The 20007-nt window shown below is 60.0% G+C and carries 16 protein-coding genes; 7 read left to right on the top strand and 9 right to left on the bottom strand.

The genetic code is table 11. The features are described from left to right. The first annotated feature begins 96 nt into the window (after positions 1–96). Complete coding sequence (locus tag BUE15_RS01415) at positions 97–954, top strand: hypothetical protein (protein ID WP_073280902.1); 858 nt, start codon at positions 97–99, stop codon at positions 952–954. 295 nt (positions 955–1249) lie between these two features. On the opposite strand, the gene BUE15_RS01420 is transcribed toward BUE15_RS01415, so the two are convergent. From BUE15_RS01420 to ettA, 5 genes are all read right to left on the bottom strand, one after another. Further along, the gene (locus BUE15_RS01420; RefSeq protein ID WP_073280903.1) at positions 1250–2389 is read right to left on the bottom strand and encodes a Fic family protein; all 1140 of its coding nucleotides are present in this window, start codon (positions 2387–2389) and stop codon (positions 1250–1252) included. 261 nt (positions 2390–2650) lie between these two features. Then, complete coding sequence (locus tag BUE15_RS01425; protein ID WP_073280904.1) at positions 2651–3961, bottom strand: restriction endonuclease subunit S; 1311 nt, start codon at positions 3959–3961, stop codon at positions 2651–2653. A 149-nt stretch (positions 3962–4110) separates the two neighbouring features. Next, on the bottom strand, positions 4111–5532 hold the full coding sequence (locus BUE15_RS01430; RefSeq protein WP_073280905.1) for a class I SAM-dependent DNA methyltransferase: 1422 nt from the start codon (positions 5530–5532) through the stop codon (positions 4111–4113). Between the two features lie 144 nt (positions 5533–5676). Beyond that, entirely contained in the window at positions 5677–8121 is a 2445-nt protein-coding gene (gene hsdR / locus BUE15_RS01435) for an EcoAI/FtnUII family type I restriction enzme subunit R (protein WP_073280906.1), read from the bottom strand. Positions 8122–8247: 126 nt separating this feature from the next. Next, on the bottom strand, positions 8248–9915 hold the full coding sequence (gene ettA / locus BUE15_RS01440) for an energy-dependent translational throttle protein EttA (RefSeq protein ID WP_073280907.1): 1668 nt from the start codon (positions 9913–9915) through the stop codon (positions 8248–8250). 314 nt (positions 9916–10229) lie between these two features. Here ettA and BUE15_RS01445 point away from each other — a divergent pair, with 314 nt between their 5' ends. From BUE15_RS01445 to BUE15_RS01455, 3 genes are all read left to right on the top strand, one after another. Then, positions 10230–11528, top strand: a complete 1299-nt coding sequence (locus tag BUE15_RS01445) for a DUF349 domain-containing protein (protein ID WP_073280908.1) — start codon at positions 10230–10232, stop codon at positions 11526–11528. A 142-nt stretch (positions 11529–11670) separates the two neighbouring features. Continuing rightward, the gene (locus BUE15_RS01450; RefSeq protein ID WP_019948259.1) at positions 11671–11892 is read left to right on the top strand and encodes a DUF2795 domain-containing protein; all 222 of its coding nucleotides are present in this window, start codon (positions 11671–11673) and stop codon (positions 11890–11892) included. Between the two features lie 78 nt (positions 11893–11970). Continuing rightward, positions 11971–12711 carry an ABC transporter ATP-binding protein gene (locus tag BUE15_RS01455; protein WP_073280909.1) on the top strand — a complete coding sequence of 247 codons (741 nt, stop codon included), beginning with the start codon at positions 11971–11973 and terminating at the stop codon, positions 12709–12711. Between the two features lie 15 nt (positions 12712–12726). On the opposite strand, the gene BUE15_RS01460 is transcribed toward BUE15_RS01455, so the two are convergent. From BUE15_RS01460 to BUE15_RS01475, 4 genes are all read right to left on the bottom strand, one after another. Further along, positions 12727–13902, bottom strand: coding sequence for a lycopene cyclase family protein (locus tag BUE15_RS01460; RefSeq protein WP_073280910.1), 1176 nt, complete (start codon positions 13900–13902; stop codon positions 12727–12729). 60 nt (positions 13903–13962) lie between these two features. Then, positions 13963–14607 carry an RBBP9/YdeN family alpha/beta hydrolase gene (locus tag BUE15_RS01465; protein WP_073280911.1) on the bottom strand — a complete coding sequence of 215 codons (645 nt, stop codon included), beginning with the start codon at positions 14605–14607 and terminating at the stop codon, positions 13963–13965. A 176-nt stretch (positions 14608–14783) separates the two neighbouring features. Continuing rightward, complete coding sequence (locus BUE15_RS01470) at positions 14784–15647, bottom strand: LOG family protein (RefSeq protein WP_139252070.1); 864 nt, start codon at positions 15645–15647, stop codon at positions 14784–14786. A gap of 195 nt (positions 15648–15842) precedes the next feature. After that, a complete protein-coding gene (locus BUE15_RS01475; protein WP_073280912.1) occupies positions 15843–17105 on the bottom strand; it encodes an ABC transporter permease in 1263 nt (420 codons plus the stop codon). A 183-nt stretch (positions 17106–17288) separates the two neighbouring features. Between BUE15_RS01475 and queA the strand changes: the two genes are divergently transcribed. From queA to BUE15_RS01490, 3 genes are all read left to right on the top strand, one after another. After that, the gene (queA, locus tag BUE15_RS01480) at positions 17289–18341 is read left to right on the top strand and encodes a tRNA preQ1(34) S-adenosylmethionine ribosyltransferase-isomerase QueA (RefSeq protein WP_073280913.1); all 1053 of its coding nucleotides are present in this window, start codon (positions 17289–17291) and stop codon (positions 18339–18341) included. Positions 18342–18469: 128 nt separating this feature from the next. Next, positions 18470–19183: a 2-C-methyl-D-erythritol 4-phosphate cytidylyltransferase gene (locus BUE15_RS01485; protein ID WP_244535848.1), complete on the top strand. Its 714-nt coding sequence runs from the start codon at positions 18470–18472 to the stop codon at positions 19181–19183. A gap of 80 nt (positions 19184–19263) precedes the next feature. Then, positions 19264–19977, top strand: a complete 714-nt coding sequence (locus BUE15_RS01490) for a TapB family protein (RefSeq protein WP_073280914.1) — start codon at positions 19264–19266, stop codon at positions 19975–19977. The last annotated feature ends 30 nt before the right edge of the window (positions 19978–20007 follow it).

Consider the following 20007-nt stretch of genomic DNA (forward strand, 5'->3'; position numbering starts at 1 on the left):
TGCGCGGGCACAGTGGAATCTTGAACCAGCAAACCCAGCCCGGCTACTGCCCGGCCCGGGGCGCTTTTTCCTATTGCCACCTAACTCTCATACCCCATGAAACACGCGTACCTCTTGCTGCTGTCCGTTTGCATGGGCATGGCCTCGCTACTGCCGCAGGTGGGGCGGGCGCAAACCACCACGTCCGTCAGCGTGGCCATTGGCAACACCTACGCCTTTACCGTACCTACCACGGTCACACCGTGCAACCTAGACGGCACTCCCACGGGTGATGCAGCAAAAATAGCCCGCGCACACTATGAGTTTACTATCGTCGATGCCACCCCTACGGCCTACATCATCACGTTTCCCATCTGGAGTAACAACCGCGCCCTGACCACGGAATTTGCAGTAAAGGAGATTACACCGGCCGTGAAGAATGCAGAAGGAAAAGTGACGGTACCGGCCGTGACGGAACCCCTGTTCTTCACTGTATCCAAAAACGATCTGGAGAAGAAAGTATACCGGGTGTATGCCCGCTGGGGGCCCCCTGAAGTGAGTACCGGCACCGTGATTATTCCGGTGAAGATGCGCTTCAATGAGTTTGATTTCAGCCGGGACTTTTCGCTGGGGTTTTCGATGGGGCCGCGCTGGCGCATCAGCCGACGGCGCGACCATTTCGTGCATGTGCTGGGCTCCTTCAACGTGAACATCGTGAACCTGGACAGCGCCAACACGAACGGACGCATCCGGCAGGCCACCGATAAGGGGGCACTGGGCCTGGGACTGGGTGGTGTACTTGATTTCAACGGGGCGCAGGTGGGCCTGTTTACCGGCTGGGACTGGCTGGGCCGGCGCGACCGGAACGAGTGGGCGTACCAGGGCAAACCCTGGCTATCGATGGGCCTGGGCTTCACTATCTTTTCGCGCACTACCGCAGCCACCCCACCCGTTACAGAACAGAAGCAGCCCTGATCAGGCGTGAAGCTTGTTACTCCCGCGCGAGCAGACAGCCCCGCCCGCGGTAGTGCGGACGGGGCTGTCTGCTCGCGCGGGACGAGCGGTGGGTGCCGTCCGCTGTAGAGACGCGTATTTGCGTCTCGTCGTTGACCGACGCGGGGGCGCCTGATACCGCTAAGTGGGGGCGGACGACTAGACGCGAATACACGTCTCTACTCGAACCGCAGGCCGTCGTTGAAGTTGATTTGCTGGCCGCGCTGGTAGACGGGCTTGCGGGGGCGGCCCCGGCGCTGCTGCCTCGGCCAGGGGGCTAGCTGCTTTCAAAGGCTTTCAGGTACGGCTCAAACAGGAAAATACGGTTGCGGCTCTGGCCCGTTATTTCCTGCAAGTAGCCGTGCGTCTGCATCTGCGCCACCAGCACGTTGGCCGATTTGTAGCTGATGGCACAAATGGTGGCGGCTTTTTCCACGGTAATGGCCGGGTCGGCAAACAGGGCGTTGAGCAGGCGCAGGGCGGAGCCGGCCCGCTTGCCGAAGGTGGCGTGAATATCCTGCTCCATGGTGGCTTTCAGCACCAGAATATTGGAGAGTGTGGCTACGGCCTGGGTGGCGGTTTGCTCGATGCCCACCAAAAAATATTTCAGCCACTGCACCAGGTCGCCTTTCTGGCGCACCAGGGTTAGGTTGTCGTAGTACAGGTTTTTGTTTTTCTCGAAGTAGGCCGACAGGTAGAGCAAGGGCTGGTCGAGGATACCTTCGCTGACGAGATAGAGCGTGATGAGCAAGCGCCCGATGCGGCCGTTGCCATCCAGAAACGGGTGAATGGTTTCGAACTGGTAGTGGGCCATACCGATGCGGATAAGGGCGGGCACATTCACGGCGTCGTTGTGCAGGAAGTTTTCCAGGTCGCCCATCAACTCCTGCACGTACTTGTCGTGGGGCGGAATGAAGGTGGCGTCGGCGAGACTGTGGCCGCCAATCCAGTTCTGGCTGCGGCGGTACTCGCCGGGCTGCTTATGCTCGCCGCGCCCGCTGCTGAGCAGTGTCAGGTGGGTTTGGCGCAGCAGCCGCGACGAGATGGGCAGAGTCTTGAGCTCCTCGATGGCCTCGTTCATGGCCCGGATGTAGTTGTTGACTTCCTGCCAGTCGTCGCGGCGCTCGGGCTGCACTTCTTCTTTGGGCAGCACGGCCTCGTTGAGGTTGGTTTGAGTGCCTTCGATGCGGCTCGACACCACGGCTTCCTTCGTAACGTGGAGCTGGATGAACAGATCGATGTTGGGCACCAGCCGGGCGTAGGAGTTCAGCTCGCCCAGCTTCACGGCTGCGCGCTCCAGCAGGGGGTTGAGGGCGGCGGTGCGCCAGGTCCATTCCTGGTTGATGGCGGCCGGCACGAAGTAGTGGTAGGCCCGCCCCTTCTCCACATGGCCGGCGCGAAAGTCTTCTATTTCCATACGATTCAGCGTGTTAGAGGAAAGGTAAATATCTTTCACGCTATTTACCTTTTCAGGCCTGAAAGGTAAATAAAACAATTCTTGTGTTACTTTCCTGCCCGGCCGCGTACTGGTGGCAGGCGTGTAGCACCCTGCCACCAGTACACGGGGGGCGGCCGTTTTTCGTGGCCACGGCACGATGCCGTTTCTGCCTCCGCTACGCGGCTGACTCGGCGGGGCAGGTGGATGGCTACATACCTGCCGCCGCGCTGCGGCTGGGGCTTACTCAAACAGCAGGCCGTCGAAATCCATTTGCTGGCCTTCCTGAAAGACGGGCTTGCGGGGGCGGCCCCGGCGCGGGGCGGCGGGGGCCTCGGCCACTGCGGGGGCGGCCTCGGGGGGCGGAAGCGCCGGGGTGGCGGCCGGGCCGGCCAGGGCCTCGCGCAGGGCGGTTTGCAGGAGCTGCCCGGCCAGTTGGCGGCTTTCCCGGATGCGCTGCTCCAGGGCGTCGCAGTGCCCCAGCAGCTGCTCCAGCTTCGCCACGATGCGCTGCTGCTCGGCCAGGGGGGACAGGGGGATGTTTACTTCTCGAATTGTACCCATTGATAAACTTGGTTGAGAAGTAGCTTTTGTGATTTTGAAGAATTCTGCCACACCAAAATTTGACAGCAGAAACCACATCAGGTATTTGAGCGACATATCCTTCAAGTATAATTCCGCCTTGGCTACGTTTGGCGCTAAATGCCAACGCTCTTTCTTGTCAAATACTGCTACTTCACCAATTCCTGCTCCGATAAATGTGATTAGCAATGAAGGACCTTTTAAAGCAGACCTATCTAATAAGAGAGAAGTCTCTTTGCTGAGGTAAAGCAGGTTTTCCTCAAGCAGATTATTTGGCTTAACATTTTGTGCCCTCACTACCGGTACATCTCCCTGCGTAGTCAGCTTGAAATGGTTCGTGTATTCAAAACCAGCTAGCTTAGTTACAAAGCAGAGTTCTCCCAGCTTACACCACACCCAGCTTTCTGGAATTTCAAACGGGCCTTGCACCGGCTCGGCTTCCTCGGTGAACAGCGGGGCGGCCTTGCGCTTGCCGGGTTTGGCTGCCGCTTCTTTCGTGGCGCGCAGCTGCCGCAGCAGCTCGGCGGCGGGTTGGTCGGTGGGGTTTTGGGGGAGCAGGCGGCCTTGCATGGCCTCGCGCAGCAGGGCCTGGCGGAGTTGGGTGAGGTAGGCTTGCTGCTGGTCCAGTTCCGCATCTACTGCGTTTTGCCGGGCCTGAAACGCAAAGAATCGGGCCGCTACTTCCCGCTGTTCCTCTAGGTTATCCGGAATAACCACTTCCAGCGGCAGTAAATGCTTTGGCTTGATTTCCGTTTTGATGCCACCGGGAATTTGCTCGCGGATGGCATCAAAAAACTCAGGGCTTTGCAGAAACAGCTTCAGAAAGGTGATGTCTATCTTCTGCGCGTCGTAAGTGTAGCTGGAGTAATGAACCGTGGCTACCACATCTTCCTCACCCTCATATACCGTTACCGCGCCCTTTGCCACGTTGATTCCGGAAATCAGCAGGTCGCCCGGCTTAATGAGAATCATATCGGTATTAGATGACTTGGTGGAAAGATGCACCCTCCCCGAAAAGTCAATCTTATCTACCCGCTTTAAGTCCGCAATGGCAGGGTCACTGGGCTTGAATTTGCCTTTGCGTACGTCCAGGAAGCTACCCAATCGAATTATTTTCCAGCTCACAGTACCTCTCCTTTCAGCGCGTTCAACAATGCTTCGCTCTTGGCGAAGCTCTGGCCCAGCAGCTCAAGTAGCTCGGCGCTGGTGTATTCGTGGGTTTCCTCGGCCTGGTGGGGGTTCTTGATGTCGAGGTCGTAGTTCCGGTCGATGATGGTCTGGATGGGGACGCGCCAAGCCACTTCGCTTTCTTCCCGCTTGTTCCACCAGTCCTCAATGGGCTGGAACTCCTCGCGGCGGATAGTTTTGGTTTTCGAGTACGACTTCTGGCCTTCGGGCAGGCGGTGCTGGTAGTACCAGATTTCCTGGGTGGGCTGGCCTTTGGTGAAGAACAGCAGGTTGGTGGCCACCGTGGCGTAGGGCTGAAACACGGAGTTGGGCAGCCGCACGATGGTATGCAGGTTGCAGGTTTCGAGCAACTGCTGGCGCACGCGCTGCTTCACGCCTTCGCCCGTGAGCGAGCCGTCGGGCAGCACCACGCCGGCCCGGCCGCCCTCCTTCAGCAGGTGCATGATGAGTACCAGAAACAGGTCGGCCGATTCCTTGGTGCGGAACTGGGCCGGGAAGTTGGTTTCGTTGCCGTTGGCCACCACCCCGCCGAAGGGCGGGTTGGCCAGCACCACGTCCACGGCGTCGCGGCGGCCATAGTCGCGCAGGGGCCGGTCGAGCACGTCGCGGAAAGTGATGTTGGGCACCTCCACGTCGTGCAGAATCAGGTTGGTGGTAGCCAGCAGAAACGGCAGGGGCTTGTATTCCCAGCCTTTCACCTTTTGCAGCTCCTGCTGGTCGGCCACGGTGCGGGTCTGGCTTTTGAGGGTTTCGACGGCCGCCGTAAGGAAGCCGCCGGTGCCGCAGGCGGGGTCCAGAATGGTTTCGCCGAGTTGGGGGGCCAGCGTGTCGCAGATAAACTGCGTGACAGCGCGGGGCGTGTAGAACTCGCCGCTTTTGCCGGCGCTCTGCAGGCCCTTGAGGATGCTCTCGTAGATGTCGCCGAAGGCGTGGCGGTCTTTGGCGCGGTTGAAGTCGATTTCGTTGAGCTTGTTGAGCACTTTGCGCAGGTTGGTGCCGCTCTTCATGTAGTTGTTGTTGCCCTCGAACACCTCGCGCACGATGAGGGCGCGGCGGTTCTCGCCGCTGATATCGAGGGCGCGCAGGGCCGGAAACAGGTCGCGGTCCACGAAGGCCAGCAGCTCGTCGCCGGTGATGCCTTCGTCGTTGCCGGCCCAGGCGTCCCAGCGGTAGGCCTCCGGGATGGGCGAGCGGTAGGCGTCGTCCATGACTTCGAGCTCCTTGTCTTTGTCGGAGAAGATTTTGAAAAACAGCATCCAGGCGAACTGCTCAATGCGTTGCGCATCGCCGTTGAGGCCGGTATCAGTCCACATGATTTTCTCAATGGACTTGTAGAGGGACGAGAGGTTGGACATTCTGAAAAAAGAAAAGCAGAAAACGTCTGTCATCCTGAGCGGAGCGAAGGACCTTATCACGGCTGAATAATCATCAGAACAACGACTTGTACTGACGTGATAAGGTCCTTCGCGCTGCTCAGGATGACAGGATAAACAAAGGCCCTACGCCTGCCTATACAGCTCGCGCTCCAGCTCGTGCACGGCTTGCAGGTACTGGGGCTTGCCGCCGAACTCGCGGAAGATTTCCAGCGGGGAGCCGAGCTGGGTGAAGGGGGTGGCGGTGAGCAGCTTCACGTTGGCGAGGTCGTCGAGGCCCTGGTCGGCGTATTTGTCGGTGAGGGCTTCGAGCACGCGGCGGGCCTGGGGGCCGTAGCGGGTGAAGTAGTCGCGCTTGCGTACGTTGCGGGCGCGCTCCTGGCGGGTGAGGGGTGGCTGGTCGAAGGCGACGTGGCAGAGCAGGTCAAACAAGTCCACGTCGGGCCCGACGGCGGCGCGCAGCGGGGCTACGGGCACGCCCTGCTCCTCCAGCTCCTGCAGAATGGCGGCCTTGCGGTCGGAGCCGTGCCAGGTGCTGAGGAAGTCGTCGAGGGTGGCAAAGTGCTCCTGCACCTTCTGGCGGGCGTAGTCGGTGAGCTTGACGGTGACGGGCTTGCCGTGCTCATCAAACACCACTTCGCGCTCCAGCAGCACGGTCACGTCCACGCCGTTGACGTAGATTTTGCGCCGCTTGAGGCCGGGGCCGCCCGGGTCGGTGTCGTCGGGGTCCTCGTCGTCGGGGTCGGTGGGGTAGCGAATCTTCGGCTCCTCGGCTACGGGCGGCTCCGGCTCCGGAAACTCCACCACCTCGCCCGACACTTCGTCGATGATGTCGGCGGTGTCGTCGGCGGCTTCCTCTTTTTCCAGGTTGCTGAGGTCCTGGCCTTCGGGCACTTCCTTCACCCGCTCCGGCTCGCCGTCGAAGGCAGGGTCGGCGAAGAGGTTGGTGGCCTGGCGGAAGTCGAGGATGGTAAAGAACAGCTTGCCGTAGTCTTCGTTGATGCGCGTGCCCCGCCCGATAATCTGCTTGAACTTGGTCATGGAGCTGATGTTGGAGTCCAGCACAATCACCTGGCAGGTCTGGGCGTCGACGCCGGTGGTCATCAGCTCGGAGGTGGTGGCAATAACGGGGTACTTCGAGGCGGGGTCGGTGAAGTTTTCCAGCTGCTGCTTGCCCAGCTCGTTGTCGCCGGTGATGCGCATGACGTAGCGGTGGTCTTCGCGCACGAGGTCGGGGTTCTGGTTGGCCAGGGCGCTGCGCATGCGCTCAGCATGGTCGATGTCCACGCAGAACACGATGGTTTTGGCCATGCGGTTGTGGCCGCGCAGAAACTCCGTGATTTTGCGGGCCACCAGTTCGGTGCGCTCGGCCACCACCAGCTTGCGGTCGAAGTCCTTGAGGTTGTACACCCGGTCTTCCACCAGCTCGCCGCGGGTGTCGGTCTTGCCGTCATCGGGCCGCCAGCCGTCTAGGTCGATGTTGGTGGCGATGCGCACCACCCGGTAAGGCGCCAGAAAGCCGTCGTTGATGCCCTGCCTGAGCGAGTAGGTGTAGAGGGCGTTGCCGAAGTACTCGACGTTTTTGCTGTCCTCGGTTTCGCGCGGGGTGGCCGTGAGGCCAATCTGGGTGGCGCCGCTGAAATAGGTGAGAATGTCGCGCCAGCTGCTGTCTTCACTGGCGCTGCCGCGGTGGCACTCGTCCACCACAATCAAATCAAAGAAGCCCGGCGAAAACTGCTTGTAGATGTTGCGCTCCTCTTCGGAGCCGGTCAGCCCCTGGTACAGGGCCAGGTAGATTTCATAGGACTTCTCGACCTGATGCTTTTCAATGACGTGCATCTTGTCGCGGAAGTGCTTGAAGTCGCCTTTTTTGGTCTGGTCGAGCAGGGCGTTGCGGTCGGCCAGAAACAGGATGCGCTTTTTAGCCCCGGATTTCCAGAGCCGGTGTACAATCTGAAAGGCGGTGTAGGTTTTGCCGGTGCCAGTGGCCATCACCAGCAGCACGCGGTTCTGGCCCCGGGCAATAGCCTCCACGGTGCGGTTGATGGCAATCTGCTGGTAGTAGCGCGGGCGCCGGCCGCTGCCGTCGAGGTAGTAGTCCTGCTCGGCCAGGCGGGCAGCCACCGGAGAGGTGAGGCCCTTGGCCTGCTTGTAGCGGGCCCACAGCGCGGCCGGGCTCGGGAAGTCGGCCAGGGCCAGCTCGGTTTCCACGGTGCCAGCGGTGGCGGTGCGGTCATGGAATAGAAACCCGTCGCCGTTGGAGCTGAACACGAAGGGAATGTCGAGGATGTGGGCGTAGTCGAGGGCCTGCATCATGCCCGCCCCCACCGCGTGCTGGTTGTCCTTGGCCTCGATGATGGCAATGGGAATGTTGGGCTTGTAGTAAAGGATGTAGTCGGCGCGCTTTTGTTTGCCCCGGGCCGTGAGCTTGCCCTTCACGTAGATTTTGCCGTCGGTAAAGGAAACTTCCTCCAGATACTGGCTGAATCGGTTCCAGCCGGCAGTTTCAATGGCGGGGGTGATATACTTAGTACAGATGTCGCGCTCGGAGAGGTTCTTTTTGGATAGCATAGCGGATGGATAGCCGGATCGGGTTTCGAATTTACGCTCCCCACCGGGTTATCCAAGCAGCTTGCAAAGCAAAAAGCGCCGCCGGAACTGCTTCCGGCGGCGCTTTTTTAGTTGTCTAGCTATTCCTTAATTTAGGCTCCGGTAGCGTACCCGCTTGGGCTCCACGTCGCCGAGGCGCTTTTTCTTGGCTTCCTCGTAGTCGGAGAAGTTGCCCTCGAACCACACCACCTGCGAGTCGCCCTCGAAGGCCAGGATGTGGGTGGCGAGACGGTCCAGGAACCACCGGTCGTGGCTGATGATAACGGCGCAGCCGGCGAAGTTCTCCAGCGCATCTTCCAGGGCCCGGATGGCATTCACGTCGAGGTCGTTGGTGGGTTCGTCGAGCAACAGCAGGTTGGCGCCCTGCTTGAGCGTAGTGGCCAGGTGCACGCGGTTCCGCTCGCCACCGGAGAGCATGCCCACTTTCTTTTCCTGGTCGCCGCCGCGGAAGTTGAAGTTGCTCACGAAGGCCCGCGAGTTCACCTGCCGGCCGGCCAGCAGCATGGTTTCGGTGCCGCCCGAAATGGTTTCGAACACCGATTTGTTGGGGTCGAGCGTGTCGTGCTGCTGGTCTACGTAGGCGGTCTGCACCGTGGGGCCGACCACGAACGTGCCCGCGTCGGGCTGCAGCTGGTCGGTGATGAGGCGGAACAGGGTGGTTTTGCCGGCGCCGTTCGGCCCGATGATGCCCACGATACCGCCCTGGGGCAGGTTGAACGACAGATTTTCGAAGAGCAGCTTGTCGCCGAAGGCTTTGCGCAGCCCTTCGGCCTCAATCACCTGGGAACCCAGGCGCGGGCCGTCCGGGATGAACAACTCCAGCTTCTGCTCCTTCTCTTTGGAGTCTTCGTTCACCATCTTGTCGTAGCCGGCGAGACGGGCCTTGCTCTTGGCCTGGCGCGCTTTCGGGGCCATGCGCACCCATTCCAGTTCGCGCTGCAGGGTTTTCTGGCGCTTGCTCTCGGTCTTTTCCTCCTGAGCCAGGCGGTTGGACTTCTGCTCCAGCCACGAGCTGTAGTTGCCTTTCCACGGAATACCCTCGCCGCGGTCCAGCTCCAGAATCCAGCCGGCCACGTTGTCGAGGAAGTACCGGTCGTGGGTGACGGCAATGACGGTACCTTTGTATTGCTGCAGGTGCTGCTCCAGCCACAGCACGCTCTCCGCATCCAAGTGGTTGGTGGGTTCGTCGAGCAGCAGCACGTCGGGCTCCTGCAGCAGCAGGCGACACAACGCCACGCGGCGCTTCTCCCCGCCCGAGAGGTTGCCGATGATGGCGTCGGCCTCAGGCGTGCGCAGGGCGTCCATGGCGCGCTCCAGCTTGGAGTCGAGGTTCCAGGCGTCGAGCTGGTCGAGGCGCTCCTGCACGGTGCCCTGGCGCTCCAGCAGCTTGTCGAAGTCGGCATCCTCGGCCCCGAAGGCTTCGTTGATTTCGTCGAATTCCTTGAGCAGCGCTACGGTTTCGGCCACGCCTTCCTGCACCACTTCCAGTACGGTTTTGGTGGCATCGAGCTGGGGCTCCTGCTCCAGGTAGCCCACCGAGTAGCCCGGCGACCAGACCACGTCGCCCTGAATCTGCTTGTCCTGGCCGGCAATAATCTTCAGCAGGCTGGACTTACCGGAGCCGTTGAGGCCGAGCACCCCGATTTTGGCACCGTAGAAAAAGGAGAGGTAAATGTTCTTGAGAACCTGTTTCTGGGGCGGGTAAACCTTGGTTACCCCGGCCATCGAGAAAATAATGGTGGGCTGGTCGCTCATGCGCAGAGAATTGGAATGGTAGCGGTGATACCACAGGCCAGCCTGCTGGCCAAATGGTGGGAAAGCATTATTATCAGGCAGTTTTCAGCAGGCGCACACGCCGGGCTAACCTTGGGAGGCGGCCTTGCGTTCGGACAAAAATCCGCTGGCAGCGGCCCTGCCTCACCAAAGGTAGGCAGCCCCGCGGGAGTTTGCTACCGCAGCCGAATGCCGCGAATGTTGCAACAAGCTGTAAACTTGCACATCTTTCCGCCCCGAGTATTGCCCGCGCGCAGTTTCCCCACTCCACCTATTCGCTTCCGCGTTATCACATTATGGAACAACAAGACCACCTGCTGGCCGAAGCCCGCCATTATGGCTACATTGAGGGCGACCAGGTGTGGCTGCGGCCGTTCATGGACCTGCCCGCCCGCCAGGTTGGCCAGGTAAAAGACTCAGCCGATGCGTCGTTGCTATACTTCGCGAACCGCTTCGAAACCTTCCGCGGCAAAGTAGACGAGCTGCTGCACAAGATTGAAACCGCCGAAAACAAGGGCTCTTTCCTGATGAAAGCCCTGCACCTGAAGGAGCAGATTGCTTCCTACGATGGCCTCGGCGACTTTACGGCCATTCATCGGCGCCTGACGGAGGCCGAAGAGGCCATTAAGGTGACCGTGGCGCGCAACCGCGAAAAGAACCTAGCCACCAAAATCAGCCTGATTCAGCAGGCCGAGGAGCTGCAGAACACGCTGGACTGGACCACGGCCGGCGAGCAGATTCATGAGCTGCGCCAGGCCTGGATCAAGACGGGTCCCGTAGACAAGCAGCATACCGAAGAGCTGGAAACCCGCTTCCGGGTGGCCGTAGACGAGTTTTTCCAGCGGCGCAAGGCCTTCCAGAACGAGAAGAAGTCGATGCTGAACCGGGCCGCCGACCAGTATAAGGAGCTGATCCGCAAGTCGGAGGCGCTGCAAAACTCCGACGACTTCGAGAACACCACCGGCAAGCTCAAGGAGCTGCAGCAGGCCTGGAAGGAAGTGGGCGGCTCGCTGCCCCGCAAACAGGCCAACGAGCTCTGGACGCAGTTCCGGGCGGCACACAACCTGTTTTTCGAGCGCCTCAAGCAGCACATCGACAGCAAGCGCACGGATGCCAAAGACTACTTCATGGACGACAACCTGACCCGGAAGCGGGCCCTGGTAGCCGAGGCCGTGGAGCTGCTGGGCAAACCCATGCACGAAGCCGTAGCGCGGGCCAAAGAGCTGCAGGCCGCCTGGAAAAAGGTAGGCCCCGTGCGCGGCGAAGAGTCGGACCGGGTGTGGGAGCAGTTTATTCTGGCCTGCGACAAAGTGTTTGAGATGAGCGCACTGGAGCACTACATCCGCAAGCGCCCCGAAAACGCCGGTGCCTCGCCCGAGGAGCAGGTGAACATGCGGGTGCAGGCCCTGCGCGACTTCATCAAATACGACAAGCAGGAGCAGGAAACGCTGGAGGAAAACCTGGGCAAGCTGAACGCCGCCCCGGCCAATGATGCGTTCCGGCAAATGCTGCAGGGAAAAATCCGCGCGTTTGAGCGGAAAATCCGAACCAAAAACGAGCTGATTACGCTATTGCGGCAGCGGCTGGTTGCGTAGGGCAACCTTAGCGTTTATCTTACGTTGCCTGCCACATACCTGGCACCTCAGCGAGCCACGTTGTCAGCCTGATCCGGACCGGCCGGATTTTTGATAGCCGGACTTTTCATTCGACCACCTTTTTTAAGTAGCCCTCACCACTATGTACTGGACGCTGGAACTCGCTTCGTATCTGGAAGATGCTCCCTGGCCTGCCACCAAGGATGAACTGATTGACTATTCCATCCGCTCCGGCGCTCCGATGGAAGTAGTGGAAAACCTGCAGGCCCTGGAAGACGACGGCCAGCCTTACGAAAACATCGAGGAAGTTTGGCCGGACTATCCGACCAAAGAGGACTTCATGTTCAACGAAGACGAATACTAGCAGTAGTATTGAGTATGCAGTACTGAGTAGTTAGTATTGGCATAAGCCCGTTTTTCAGGCGGTACTGCCTAACTACTCATGTCTCAGTACTCAATACTTTCTGTCGAAAATCTGGTTGCGGGGTATGAACAGCGTGTTCTGCTCCGCAACCTTTTTTTCGCCGTACCGGAGCCGTCGTTCGTGGCCATTGTGGGGCACAACGGCTGCGGCAAAACCACGCTGTTTCGTGTCCTGACCGGGCAGCTCCCCTACTCGGGCACCGTGCGCCTTGGCGGGCAGGACCTGCGGCAGATAGCCCGCCCTGCCGCTGCCGGGCACCTCGCCTATCTGCCGCAGCGCACTACGGTGGGCTTTCCGATTCGGGTGCGCGAGCTGGTGGTGATGGGCCGCTACCGCCACCACGGCCTGCTCAGTGCCTACTCGCTGCTTGACTACCAGCTGGCGGATGCGGCTCTGGCCCGCGTGGGCGGCGCTCACCTTGCCCAGCGCGACTTCACGCTGCTTTCCGGTGGGGAGCAGCAGCTGGTATGGCTGGCCCAGCTCAGCCTGCAGGACGCGCCCCTGTATCTGCTGGACGAGCCCACCCAACAGCTGGATGTGTACTACCGGCGCCGGGTCTTCGACTTGCTGACGACCTGGGTGACGGAACAGCGCAAAACCGTGCTCTGCATCACCCACGACCTCGACAACCTGCTGGCTTTTTCCGAAGGGTTTCTCCTCAATCTGTCTCATCCGCAGCCCCACCTGGAGCCGCTCACTCCCACCACGGTGGCAGCGGCACGCGCTTTTCTGGAAAGCGAAGCCTCTCTGCGCGTGTAAGCAGCTGAGCGGCGGCTATTGGTCGCGCTGGCCGGGTCGGCCCCGCAGCACGTGCCAGATAGAGCGCAGAAAAGGCCACGGCGACACGGAATTCATGATCTGGAAGTTCTCTACCCACGTCGTCCGCTCATCCAGAAAGTCGAAGATGCGCTCCACCGGATTGCGCCGAAACAGGTCGGAGAAAATGTCGCGCGTGATTTCGCCGCGGCGGCGCATGATGTCGAGTAGCAGCGTATCGAAGAAGTGAAACTGCCACTGGTCGCCGGTGAGGTGGCGCGGCGGCGCACCGGTAGCGGCCAGCGCCTGCACCAGCCGCGCCGAGTGCGCCTGAATCCGCTTGAAAGCATAGCCGGTGCTGGGTTTGGCGCGGCCGGCCCGCGTTCCTAGATTGATGATGTGCGGGCCATTGGCGGGGGGCAGCGGGTGGTCGGTCATCGGGATGGCGCCTACTTCCTGCGCCTCCACCCGAAACTCCGCTACGCCCAGCCGCTGCAGATAGTCGCGCATAGCGGCCTCATAGTCTTGCTTTGGCAGCATCTGCTCCGAAAACAGTGTGTACTCTATCAGTGCCCGCCGCCGGCTGTAGGGCATCACGTACATGAAGCGCGCCTGCTGGTGCTGCTCGCCCCGGAAGTCCATAAACTCCGCCACCGCCGGGTCGAAAACGTCCTGGTTGGTTTCTACCTCCCAACCCACAAAGTGCTGCAGCAGGTAGCGGTGTTTCTGCGGCTGCGGCTGCAGCTGCGGCGGCCGGCTGTCGAAGGCATAACGGGCCACAAATGCACCGGCACTGCTGGTCGCCTGGGCTCCGTCCGGGGTGTTTTCGAGCGTTTCCACGGCCGCCTGCACCATAGTAAACTGCGGACTGGCCGCTAGCGCCGCGCGCACAAACCGATAGAAATCCAGCCCCCGAATCATCTTGTAGCGGTGCCGCTTCAGCCGGAACACCCGCTCGAACTGCGGACTGCGGAAGGCCAGCTGCTCCCATTCGTGCGCTACGATTTTATCGAACAGCATCGGCTCGTCGGCCCAGAACGACCAGGTTCGGTCGTTCTGGTCTTTGGCGTCGGGCTCCAGCAGCAGCACGCGCTTGTCGGCCAGCCGGGGCTCCTGGCTGATATGGTAGGCCAGGCTCAGGCCGGCCGCGCCGCCGCCCACAATCAGATAGTCAAAAACAGGAGGTGTAGCCACAAGAAACGGCGGCCTGAACAGGGCCGCCGTTGCAAGTTAGGGCAGTTGCGCTACTTCGGGCTAGTGGCTTTCCATGCCCGAGAGGGCGCCAGCCAGGTCGCGTACCGCGTCGCGCACATCAAAGTCGAGGCGGGCGCTGAAGTGCTGGCGGCCCGGCAGAATGCTCACGCGTGAGTGCAGCCGCTCTTCCCAGAGGTGCTCGTTTTCCTGGTAGCCGGAGGTGTAGGGGTCGTCGTCGGAGAGCAGCACCATCAGCTTGTCCTGCGGAATCAGGCGGCGGGCAGCTTCGTAATCGATAGGGGTATCCATCCAGTTGAGAATATCCTGCCAGGGGCTGTCCACGGAAAACCAGCCGGCTACGCACAGCACGCCGCCTACCGGCCGCGCATTGGGGTGTTGCTCGGCCACTCGCGCCAGGTAGTGCAGAATGGCCAGGCAGCCTACGCTATGGCCCACCAGCAGCACATCGGGCCCCAGCTGCTCCGGCGGCAGCACCTTCCGCAGATACTCCTCGGCCCGGTCTATTACGGGCAGGTCCCAGGCGGGCATGTTCAGCGCCTGCATCTGGTAGCGCATGCCGTCTTCGCTGGCTACCGCCTGCAGCTGCTCGCCCAGCCACGGATACCAATCGTCTTGCGGGCCACCCGCCCACCGGGGCACAATAAACACTTTCTTGACTTGCTCAGCAGTTGATTCTTGCTGCATATTCCTTGGTTTCATTTAAACAATTCACCAAGATAAGTCCAATTCAACAACCTTGATTCTACTATTCCTGAAATAATCCAGGAGCTCGGCTTTACCAGTAGCCCAATAGCAATACAGCCAGCAGCTTCCGTAGATGCCGCTGGCTGTATTGTTGTTAATCTGGTCTTTCGCCGGGCTTAGAAGTTCGGCGAGAGCAGGTATTTAGAGTAGAAGTCGTCGATGATTTTCACGGCCGACTCGGCGTCGTCTACCAGCTGCACGAGGTGCATGTCTTCGGGCGAAATGTTCTGCTCGTCTTCCAGCATCACTTTCTGAATCCAGTCGAACATGCCCTGCCAGTACTTGGTACCCACCAGCACGATGGGGAAACGGCCGATTTTCTTGGTCTGAATCAGCGTGATGGCCTCAAACAGCTCATCGAGCGTGCCGAAGCCGCCGGGCATGCCAATGAAGCCCTGGGCATACTTCACGAACATCACCTTCCGCACGAAGAAGTAGTCGAAGTTGATGATTTTGTCCGGGTCGATGTAGATGTTGTTGAACTGCTCGAAGGGCAGCTCAATGTTCAAACCTACCGAGCGGCCACCTTCGGAGTGGGCGCCTTTGTTGCCGGCTTCCATGATGCCGGGGCCGCCGCCCGTGATAACGCCGTAGCCGTGGCGCACCAGCTTGGCCGCAATTTCCTCGGCCATCTGGTAGTACGGGTTGTCGGGCTTGGTGCGGGCCGAGCCGAAGATGGATACGCACGGGCCGATTTTGGACATCTTCTCGAAGCCTTCCACGAACTCGGCCATCACCTTGAAGATCTGCCAGGAGTCGGCAATCTTGATTTCGTTCCAGTCCTTGTCCACGAAGGCTTTGCGGATGCGCTGCTCATCGTCGATCTGAACGGTACGCTCACCGTGCGTCTGCTCCCGGATATCACTGATGGTCTTCACCTTGTTATCGTTGATATTGGGCTGCATGATGGTCTGGCCGCTGCCAGCATTCAGCACTTCCTCGGCCACCTTGGTGCGGCTGGTTTTCTTGAGCTTGGTCATAGTCTGCTACTTACTGTAGGTGCCGGGCAACGCGCCCGCCACCAGAAGAATGGGGGAATTTGGCAAAAAGAAAGCCGCCCCGCCAAAGCGGGGCGACCAAAAGTACGGACATGCAAGGTAAGACTTTGTCGGCGGTAAATGACTATACAGTGAAATATCTATCTGTAGAGCGCACCAGCCATTGGTTCGGCTGTCTTACTTGCTTCGAATGGCAATTACGGGGTCGAGGTTGGCGGCCAGCACAGCCGGAATGATGCCGGCCAGCACCCCAATCACCACCGACACGGTGAGGCCCAGCGTAATATTCCAGGCCGACAGCGTGAGAGGCATGGCATCCTGGGGTATGAGCGTAATCAGCCAGACCAGGAAAATACCGGCCGCGCCGCCCAGCAGACACAGGAACACGGCCTCAAACAGAAACTGAAACAGGATAAAGTAGTTTTTGGCACCCAACGACTTCTGGATGCCGATGATGTTGGTGCGCTCCTTCACCGACACGAACATGATGTTGGCAATGCCGAAGCCACCCACCACCATGGCAAAGCCGCCAATCACCCAGCCCGCCAGCCCGATAACGGAAAAGAGCTTACCCACCATGTTGGTCAGCATTTCGGGGCGATTGAGGGCAAAGTTGTCTTCTTCGCGGGGCTTGAGGCTACGGATGTTGCGCAGCAGGCCCTTCATTTCATACTCCAGGTCGAGCAGGCCTACGTCTTCGTCGCGGCCTTTCACGGCAATGGTGGGCGTCACGCCGGTCAGGCCGTTGGTACTCAGGGCGAATATCTTGGTGAAGGCCCCGAACGGAATAACGCAGTTGGTGTCGTTGCTGGGCGTGTCCAGAATCTTCTTGCCTTCCTTCTTCACCACCCCAATGATGGTGAACGTGGTGCCCTTGGCCTTAAACTCCTTGCCCAGCGCCGAACCGTTCGGGTACAGGCTGGTGGCAATATCCGCCCCTACTACGGCCACGTTGCGGGCCGCATCCATTTCCTGCTGCGTGAAGTAGCGCCCTTCCTCAATAGGCAGCTCCGACACGTTGCGGTACTCAAACGACACGCCCATCAGGGCGCAGCCTTCCAGGCTGTTGGAGCCGGCTCGTAGCGTATTGCCGCCGGTAGCGGCGTACACGGCCACCCCTTTCTGGTTGTCGCTGAGCATGCGCTGCAGCTCCCGGAACTCGCGCACGGTGGGCGCGGGCCGCTGGAAGTAGCGCCACCACGGGTAGTCGGGCTGGTCGAAGGTCCAGGGCATCTTCATGACGTAGATGACCTTGTCGCCAACGAAGCTCATACTTTGTCGTACGTTGGCTTCCAGCGAGTCCACCACTGTCAGTACCGCAATGATGGCGAAGATACCTACCGTGACGCCCAGCAGCGACAGAATTGTGCGCAACAGGTTGGCTTTGAGAGCTTGCCACGCAAATCGGAAGCTTTCCAGGGTCAGGCGTATGGTTTTCATCAAGGAGCGGAGCAGTGAAAGAGCGAAGCAGAAAAAGCCGACGGGCGGGCAGCCACAAGCACGGCATTCGCGTATTCACTCTTTGATTTTGAGGCGAAAAGTACTGATAAATCCGCCGGAGTTACGTACTTTCGCCGACCCAAATTTTTCTTAGCTTGCCCAGCTATTGCCTTTCCTGACCCTATGAAGCTCTCCGAGTTTAAGTTTGAACTGCCTGAAGCACTTCTCGCCCAGCACCCCGCCAAGAACCGCGACGAGTCCCGCCTGATGGTGCTACACCGCGACAGCGGCAAGATTGAACACCGCGTCTTCAAGGATATCATCGAGTATTTCGGTGAAGGTGACGTGTTTGTTGTGAACGACACGAAGGTATTTCCGGCCCGCCTCTACGGCAACAAGGAAAAAACCGGCGCCAAGATTGAAGTGTTTCTGCTGCGCGAGCTGAACAAGGAAATTCACCTCTGGGACGTGCTGGTAGACCCGGCCCGCAAAATCCGGGTAGGCAATAAGCTTTACTTCGACGACGAAGGCATTGTGGTAGCGGAAGTTATCGACAACACGACCTCCCGCGGCCGTACTATCAAGTTCCTGTTTGATGGCTCCGATGAGGAGTTCTACAAGGCGCTGCACAACCTGGGCGAAACGCCCCTGCCCCGCGAGTCCATCACGCGCGACGCGGAGCCGGCCGACAAAGAGCGGTACCAGACTATCTATGCCAAGAACACGGGCGCTGTAGCGGCTCCTTCGGCGGGCCTGCACTTTACCCGAGAGGTGATGAAGCGCCTGGAAATCAAGGGCGTAGAAATTGCACCGGTAACGCTGCACGTGGGCCTGGGCACGTTCCGTACGGTAGACGTGGAGGACCTGACCAAGCACAAGATGGACTCCGAGAACTTCATCGTGCCCGGCTCGTCGGCGGTGATAGTGAACCGTGCCCTCGACGCCAAAAAGCGGGTGTGCGCAGTAGGCACTACCTCAATGCGCGCTATGGAATCGTCGGTGTCGGCCAACTCGCGCCTGAAGGCCAACGAAGGCTGGACAGACCGGTTCATCTTCCCGCCGTACGATTTCAAGATTGCCAACTCGCTGATAACGAACTTCCATACGCCGGAAAGCACGCTCATGATGATGGCTTCGGCCTTCGCCGGGCACGAGTTCCTGATTGAGGCGTACCAGACGGCTATCAAAGAGAAATACAAGTTCTTCAGCTACGGCGACGCCATGCTGATTCTGTAGTCTGATACCTGCTTTGAAGCGGCCGGCTTTCCGCCGGCTGCGCTTTGCTTAAACGCCCGGCCGCTTTCAGTGGCCGGGCGTTTACTTTTACGGCCGAACCTGCTTTCCTCCTTCTTATCCTGCTGCCCGTGGCCCTTGCTCCTCCCTCTTCTCAGCCTCGTTTTGCCATTATTGTAGCTGGCGGCAGCGGCACGCGCATGGGCGCCGACCGTCCCAAGCAGTTTCTGCCGCTGCTCGGTGAGCCGGTGCTGCTGCACACGCTCCGCCGCTTTGCGGCTACGGAGCTGGGCGTTCGGCGGCTGATAGTGGTGCTCCCGGCAGACCAGCTGGCTACGTGGCAGGAGTTGTGCGCGCAGCATGCCCCGGTGCCACCCCATGAGCTGGCCACTGGCGGCGCTACTCGCTGGGCTTCCGTGCGGCAGGGGCTGGCACAACTGGGGCAGGAAACCGAAGGAACTGTGGCCGTGCACGACGGCGTGCGGCCGCTGACACCAGCCCGCGTGATAGAAGCCACATTTGCCGCCGCCTATAACCACGGCGCGGCCGTGGCCGCCGTAGTGCCCAAAGACTCCGTGCGCAACCTCAGCCAGCAGGGTTCCTACGCCCTCAACCGCAGCCGCCTGCGCCTGGTCCAGACGCCGCAGTGCTTCGAGCTGCATCTGCTGCGCCGCGCTTACCAGCTACCGGAGCTGAACACCTTCACCGACGATGCCAGCGTGGTGGAAGACCTGCACCCGATTTATATTGTGGAAGGCGACTACCGCAACCTGAAAATCACGACGCCCGAAGATATGCTGCTGGCCGAGGTGCTTCTGAGAACGGCAGAGGAGAACGGCAGCTAACCCTCACATTATCATGCTATAGCACCCGACCTAGCAGAACAGTACCTTCGCGTATCTTCTGGTTGTCTATGGTCTGGCCTATGAAAACGCTGCTTCTATTGTCTCTGGCGCTGCTAACGGGCCCCATGAGTCTGGCCCAGGACTGTGGCCTGTACTACGACCTGCGCAAAGGCGGGACATACGAGCTAACCACCTTCGACAGCCGCGACCAGCCCAGCGGGCGGGTGGTGCAGGAAGTGCGGGAAGCCAACACCGCTGGCGGCAAAACCACGGCCCTCATTCATCAGCAGGTATTCGATAAGAAGGGCAAGCCCAGTGCCTCCAACGACTATACCGTGGAATGCCAGGCCGGCCTCGTACGCCTCGATATGCGCGCTATAATGAACCCGCAGGCACCCGGCCAGAATCCGCAGGCGGATATGGATGTGCAGGTAAGCGGCGACTTTCTGGAACTGCCCGCCCAGCTGAAGCCCGGCTCCACCCTGAAAAACGGTACCATGACGGTAGCTATGCGCGACAAGAAAAGCGGCACGGCCATTTCCACCACTACTATCAGCATCAGCAACCGCCGTGTGGAGGGCACAGAAACCATCAAAACGGAGGCAGGTAGCTTTGCCTGCACCAAAATTTCGCAGGATGTGCTGATGAAGACCGGTATCGGCAATCTGGCTATTCCGTTCTCGATGCGCACGGTAGAATGGTACGCGCCCGGCGTGGGGGCTGTGCGCTCCGAAACCTACCGCAAAGACAAGCTACTGGGCTACAGCCTACTCACGACGGCGCCCCTACGGTAGTTCTACCCAGGCTTACTGCGCATAGGCCAG

It is taken from the genome of Hymenobacter psychrotolerans DSM 18569 (assembly GCF_900142395.1).
In the GTDB taxonomy this organism is placed as follows: Bacteria; Bacteroidota; Bacteroidia; order Cytophagales; family Hymenobacteraceae; genus Hymenobacter; species Hymenobacter psychrotolerans.

What these genes read in the sequence shown, in the direction of transcription:
- BUE15_RS01415 (WP_073280902.1), top strand. Translation starts at nt 97, where the DNA reads ATGAAACACGCGTACCTCTTGCTGCTGTCCGTTTGCATGGGCATGGCC.
- BUE15_RS01420 (WP_073280903.1), bottom strand. Translation starts at nt 2,389, where the DNA reads ATGGAAATAGAAGACTTTCGCGCCGGCCATGTGGAGAAGGGGCGGGCC.
- BUE15_RS01425 (WP_073280904.1), bottom strand. Translation starts at nt 3,961, where the DNA reads ATGATTCTCATTAAGCCGGGCGACCTGCTGATTTCCGGAATCAACGTG.
- BUE15_RS01430 (WP_073280905.1), bottom strand. Translation starts at nt 5,532, where the DNA reads ATGTCCAACCTCTCGTCCCTCTACAAGTCCATTGAGAAAATCATGTGG.
- hsdR (WP_073280906.1), bottom strand. Translation starts at nt 8,121, where the DNA reads ATGCTATCCAAAAAGAACCTCTCCGAGCGCGACATCTGTACTAAGTAT.
- ettA (WP_073280907.1), bottom strand. Translation starts at nt 9,915, where the DNA reads ATGAGCGACCAGCCCACCATTATTTTCTCGATGGCCGGGGTAACCAAG.
- BUE15_RS01445 (WP_073280908.1), top strand. Translation starts at nt 10,230, where the DNA reads ATGGAACAACAAGACCACCTGCTGGCCGAAGCCCGCCATTATGGCTAC.
- BUE15_RS01450 (WP_019948259.1), top strand. Translation starts at nt 11,671, where the DNA reads ATGTACTGGACGCTGGAACTCGCTTCGTATCTGGAAGATGCTCCCTGG.
- BUE15_RS01455 (WP_073280909.1), top strand. Translation starts at nt 11,971, where the DNA reads ATGTCTCAGTACTCAATACTTTCTGTCGAAAATCTGGTTGCGGGGTAT.
- BUE15_RS01465 (WP_073280911.1), bottom strand. Translation starts at nt 14,607, where the DNA reads ATGCAGCAAGAATCAACTGCTGAGCAAGTCAAGAAAGTGTTTATTGTG.
- BUE15_RS01470 (WP_139252070.1), bottom strand. Translation starts at nt 15,647, where the DNA reads ATGACCAAGCTCAAGAAAACCAGCCGCACCAAGGTGGCCGAGGAAGTG.
- BUE15_RS01475 (WP_073280912.1), bottom strand. Translation starts at nt 17,105, where the DNA reads ATGAAAACCATACGCCTGACCCTGGAAAGCTTCCGATTTGCGTGGCAA.
- queA (WP_073280913.1), top strand. Translation starts at nt 17,289, where the DNA reads ATGAAGCTCTCCGAGTTTAAGTTTGAACTGCCTGAAGCACTTCTCGCC.
- BUE15_RS01490 (WP_073280914.1), top strand. Translation starts at nt 19,264, where the DNA reads ATGAAAACGCTGCTTCTATTGTCTCTGGCGCTGCTAACGGGCCCCATG.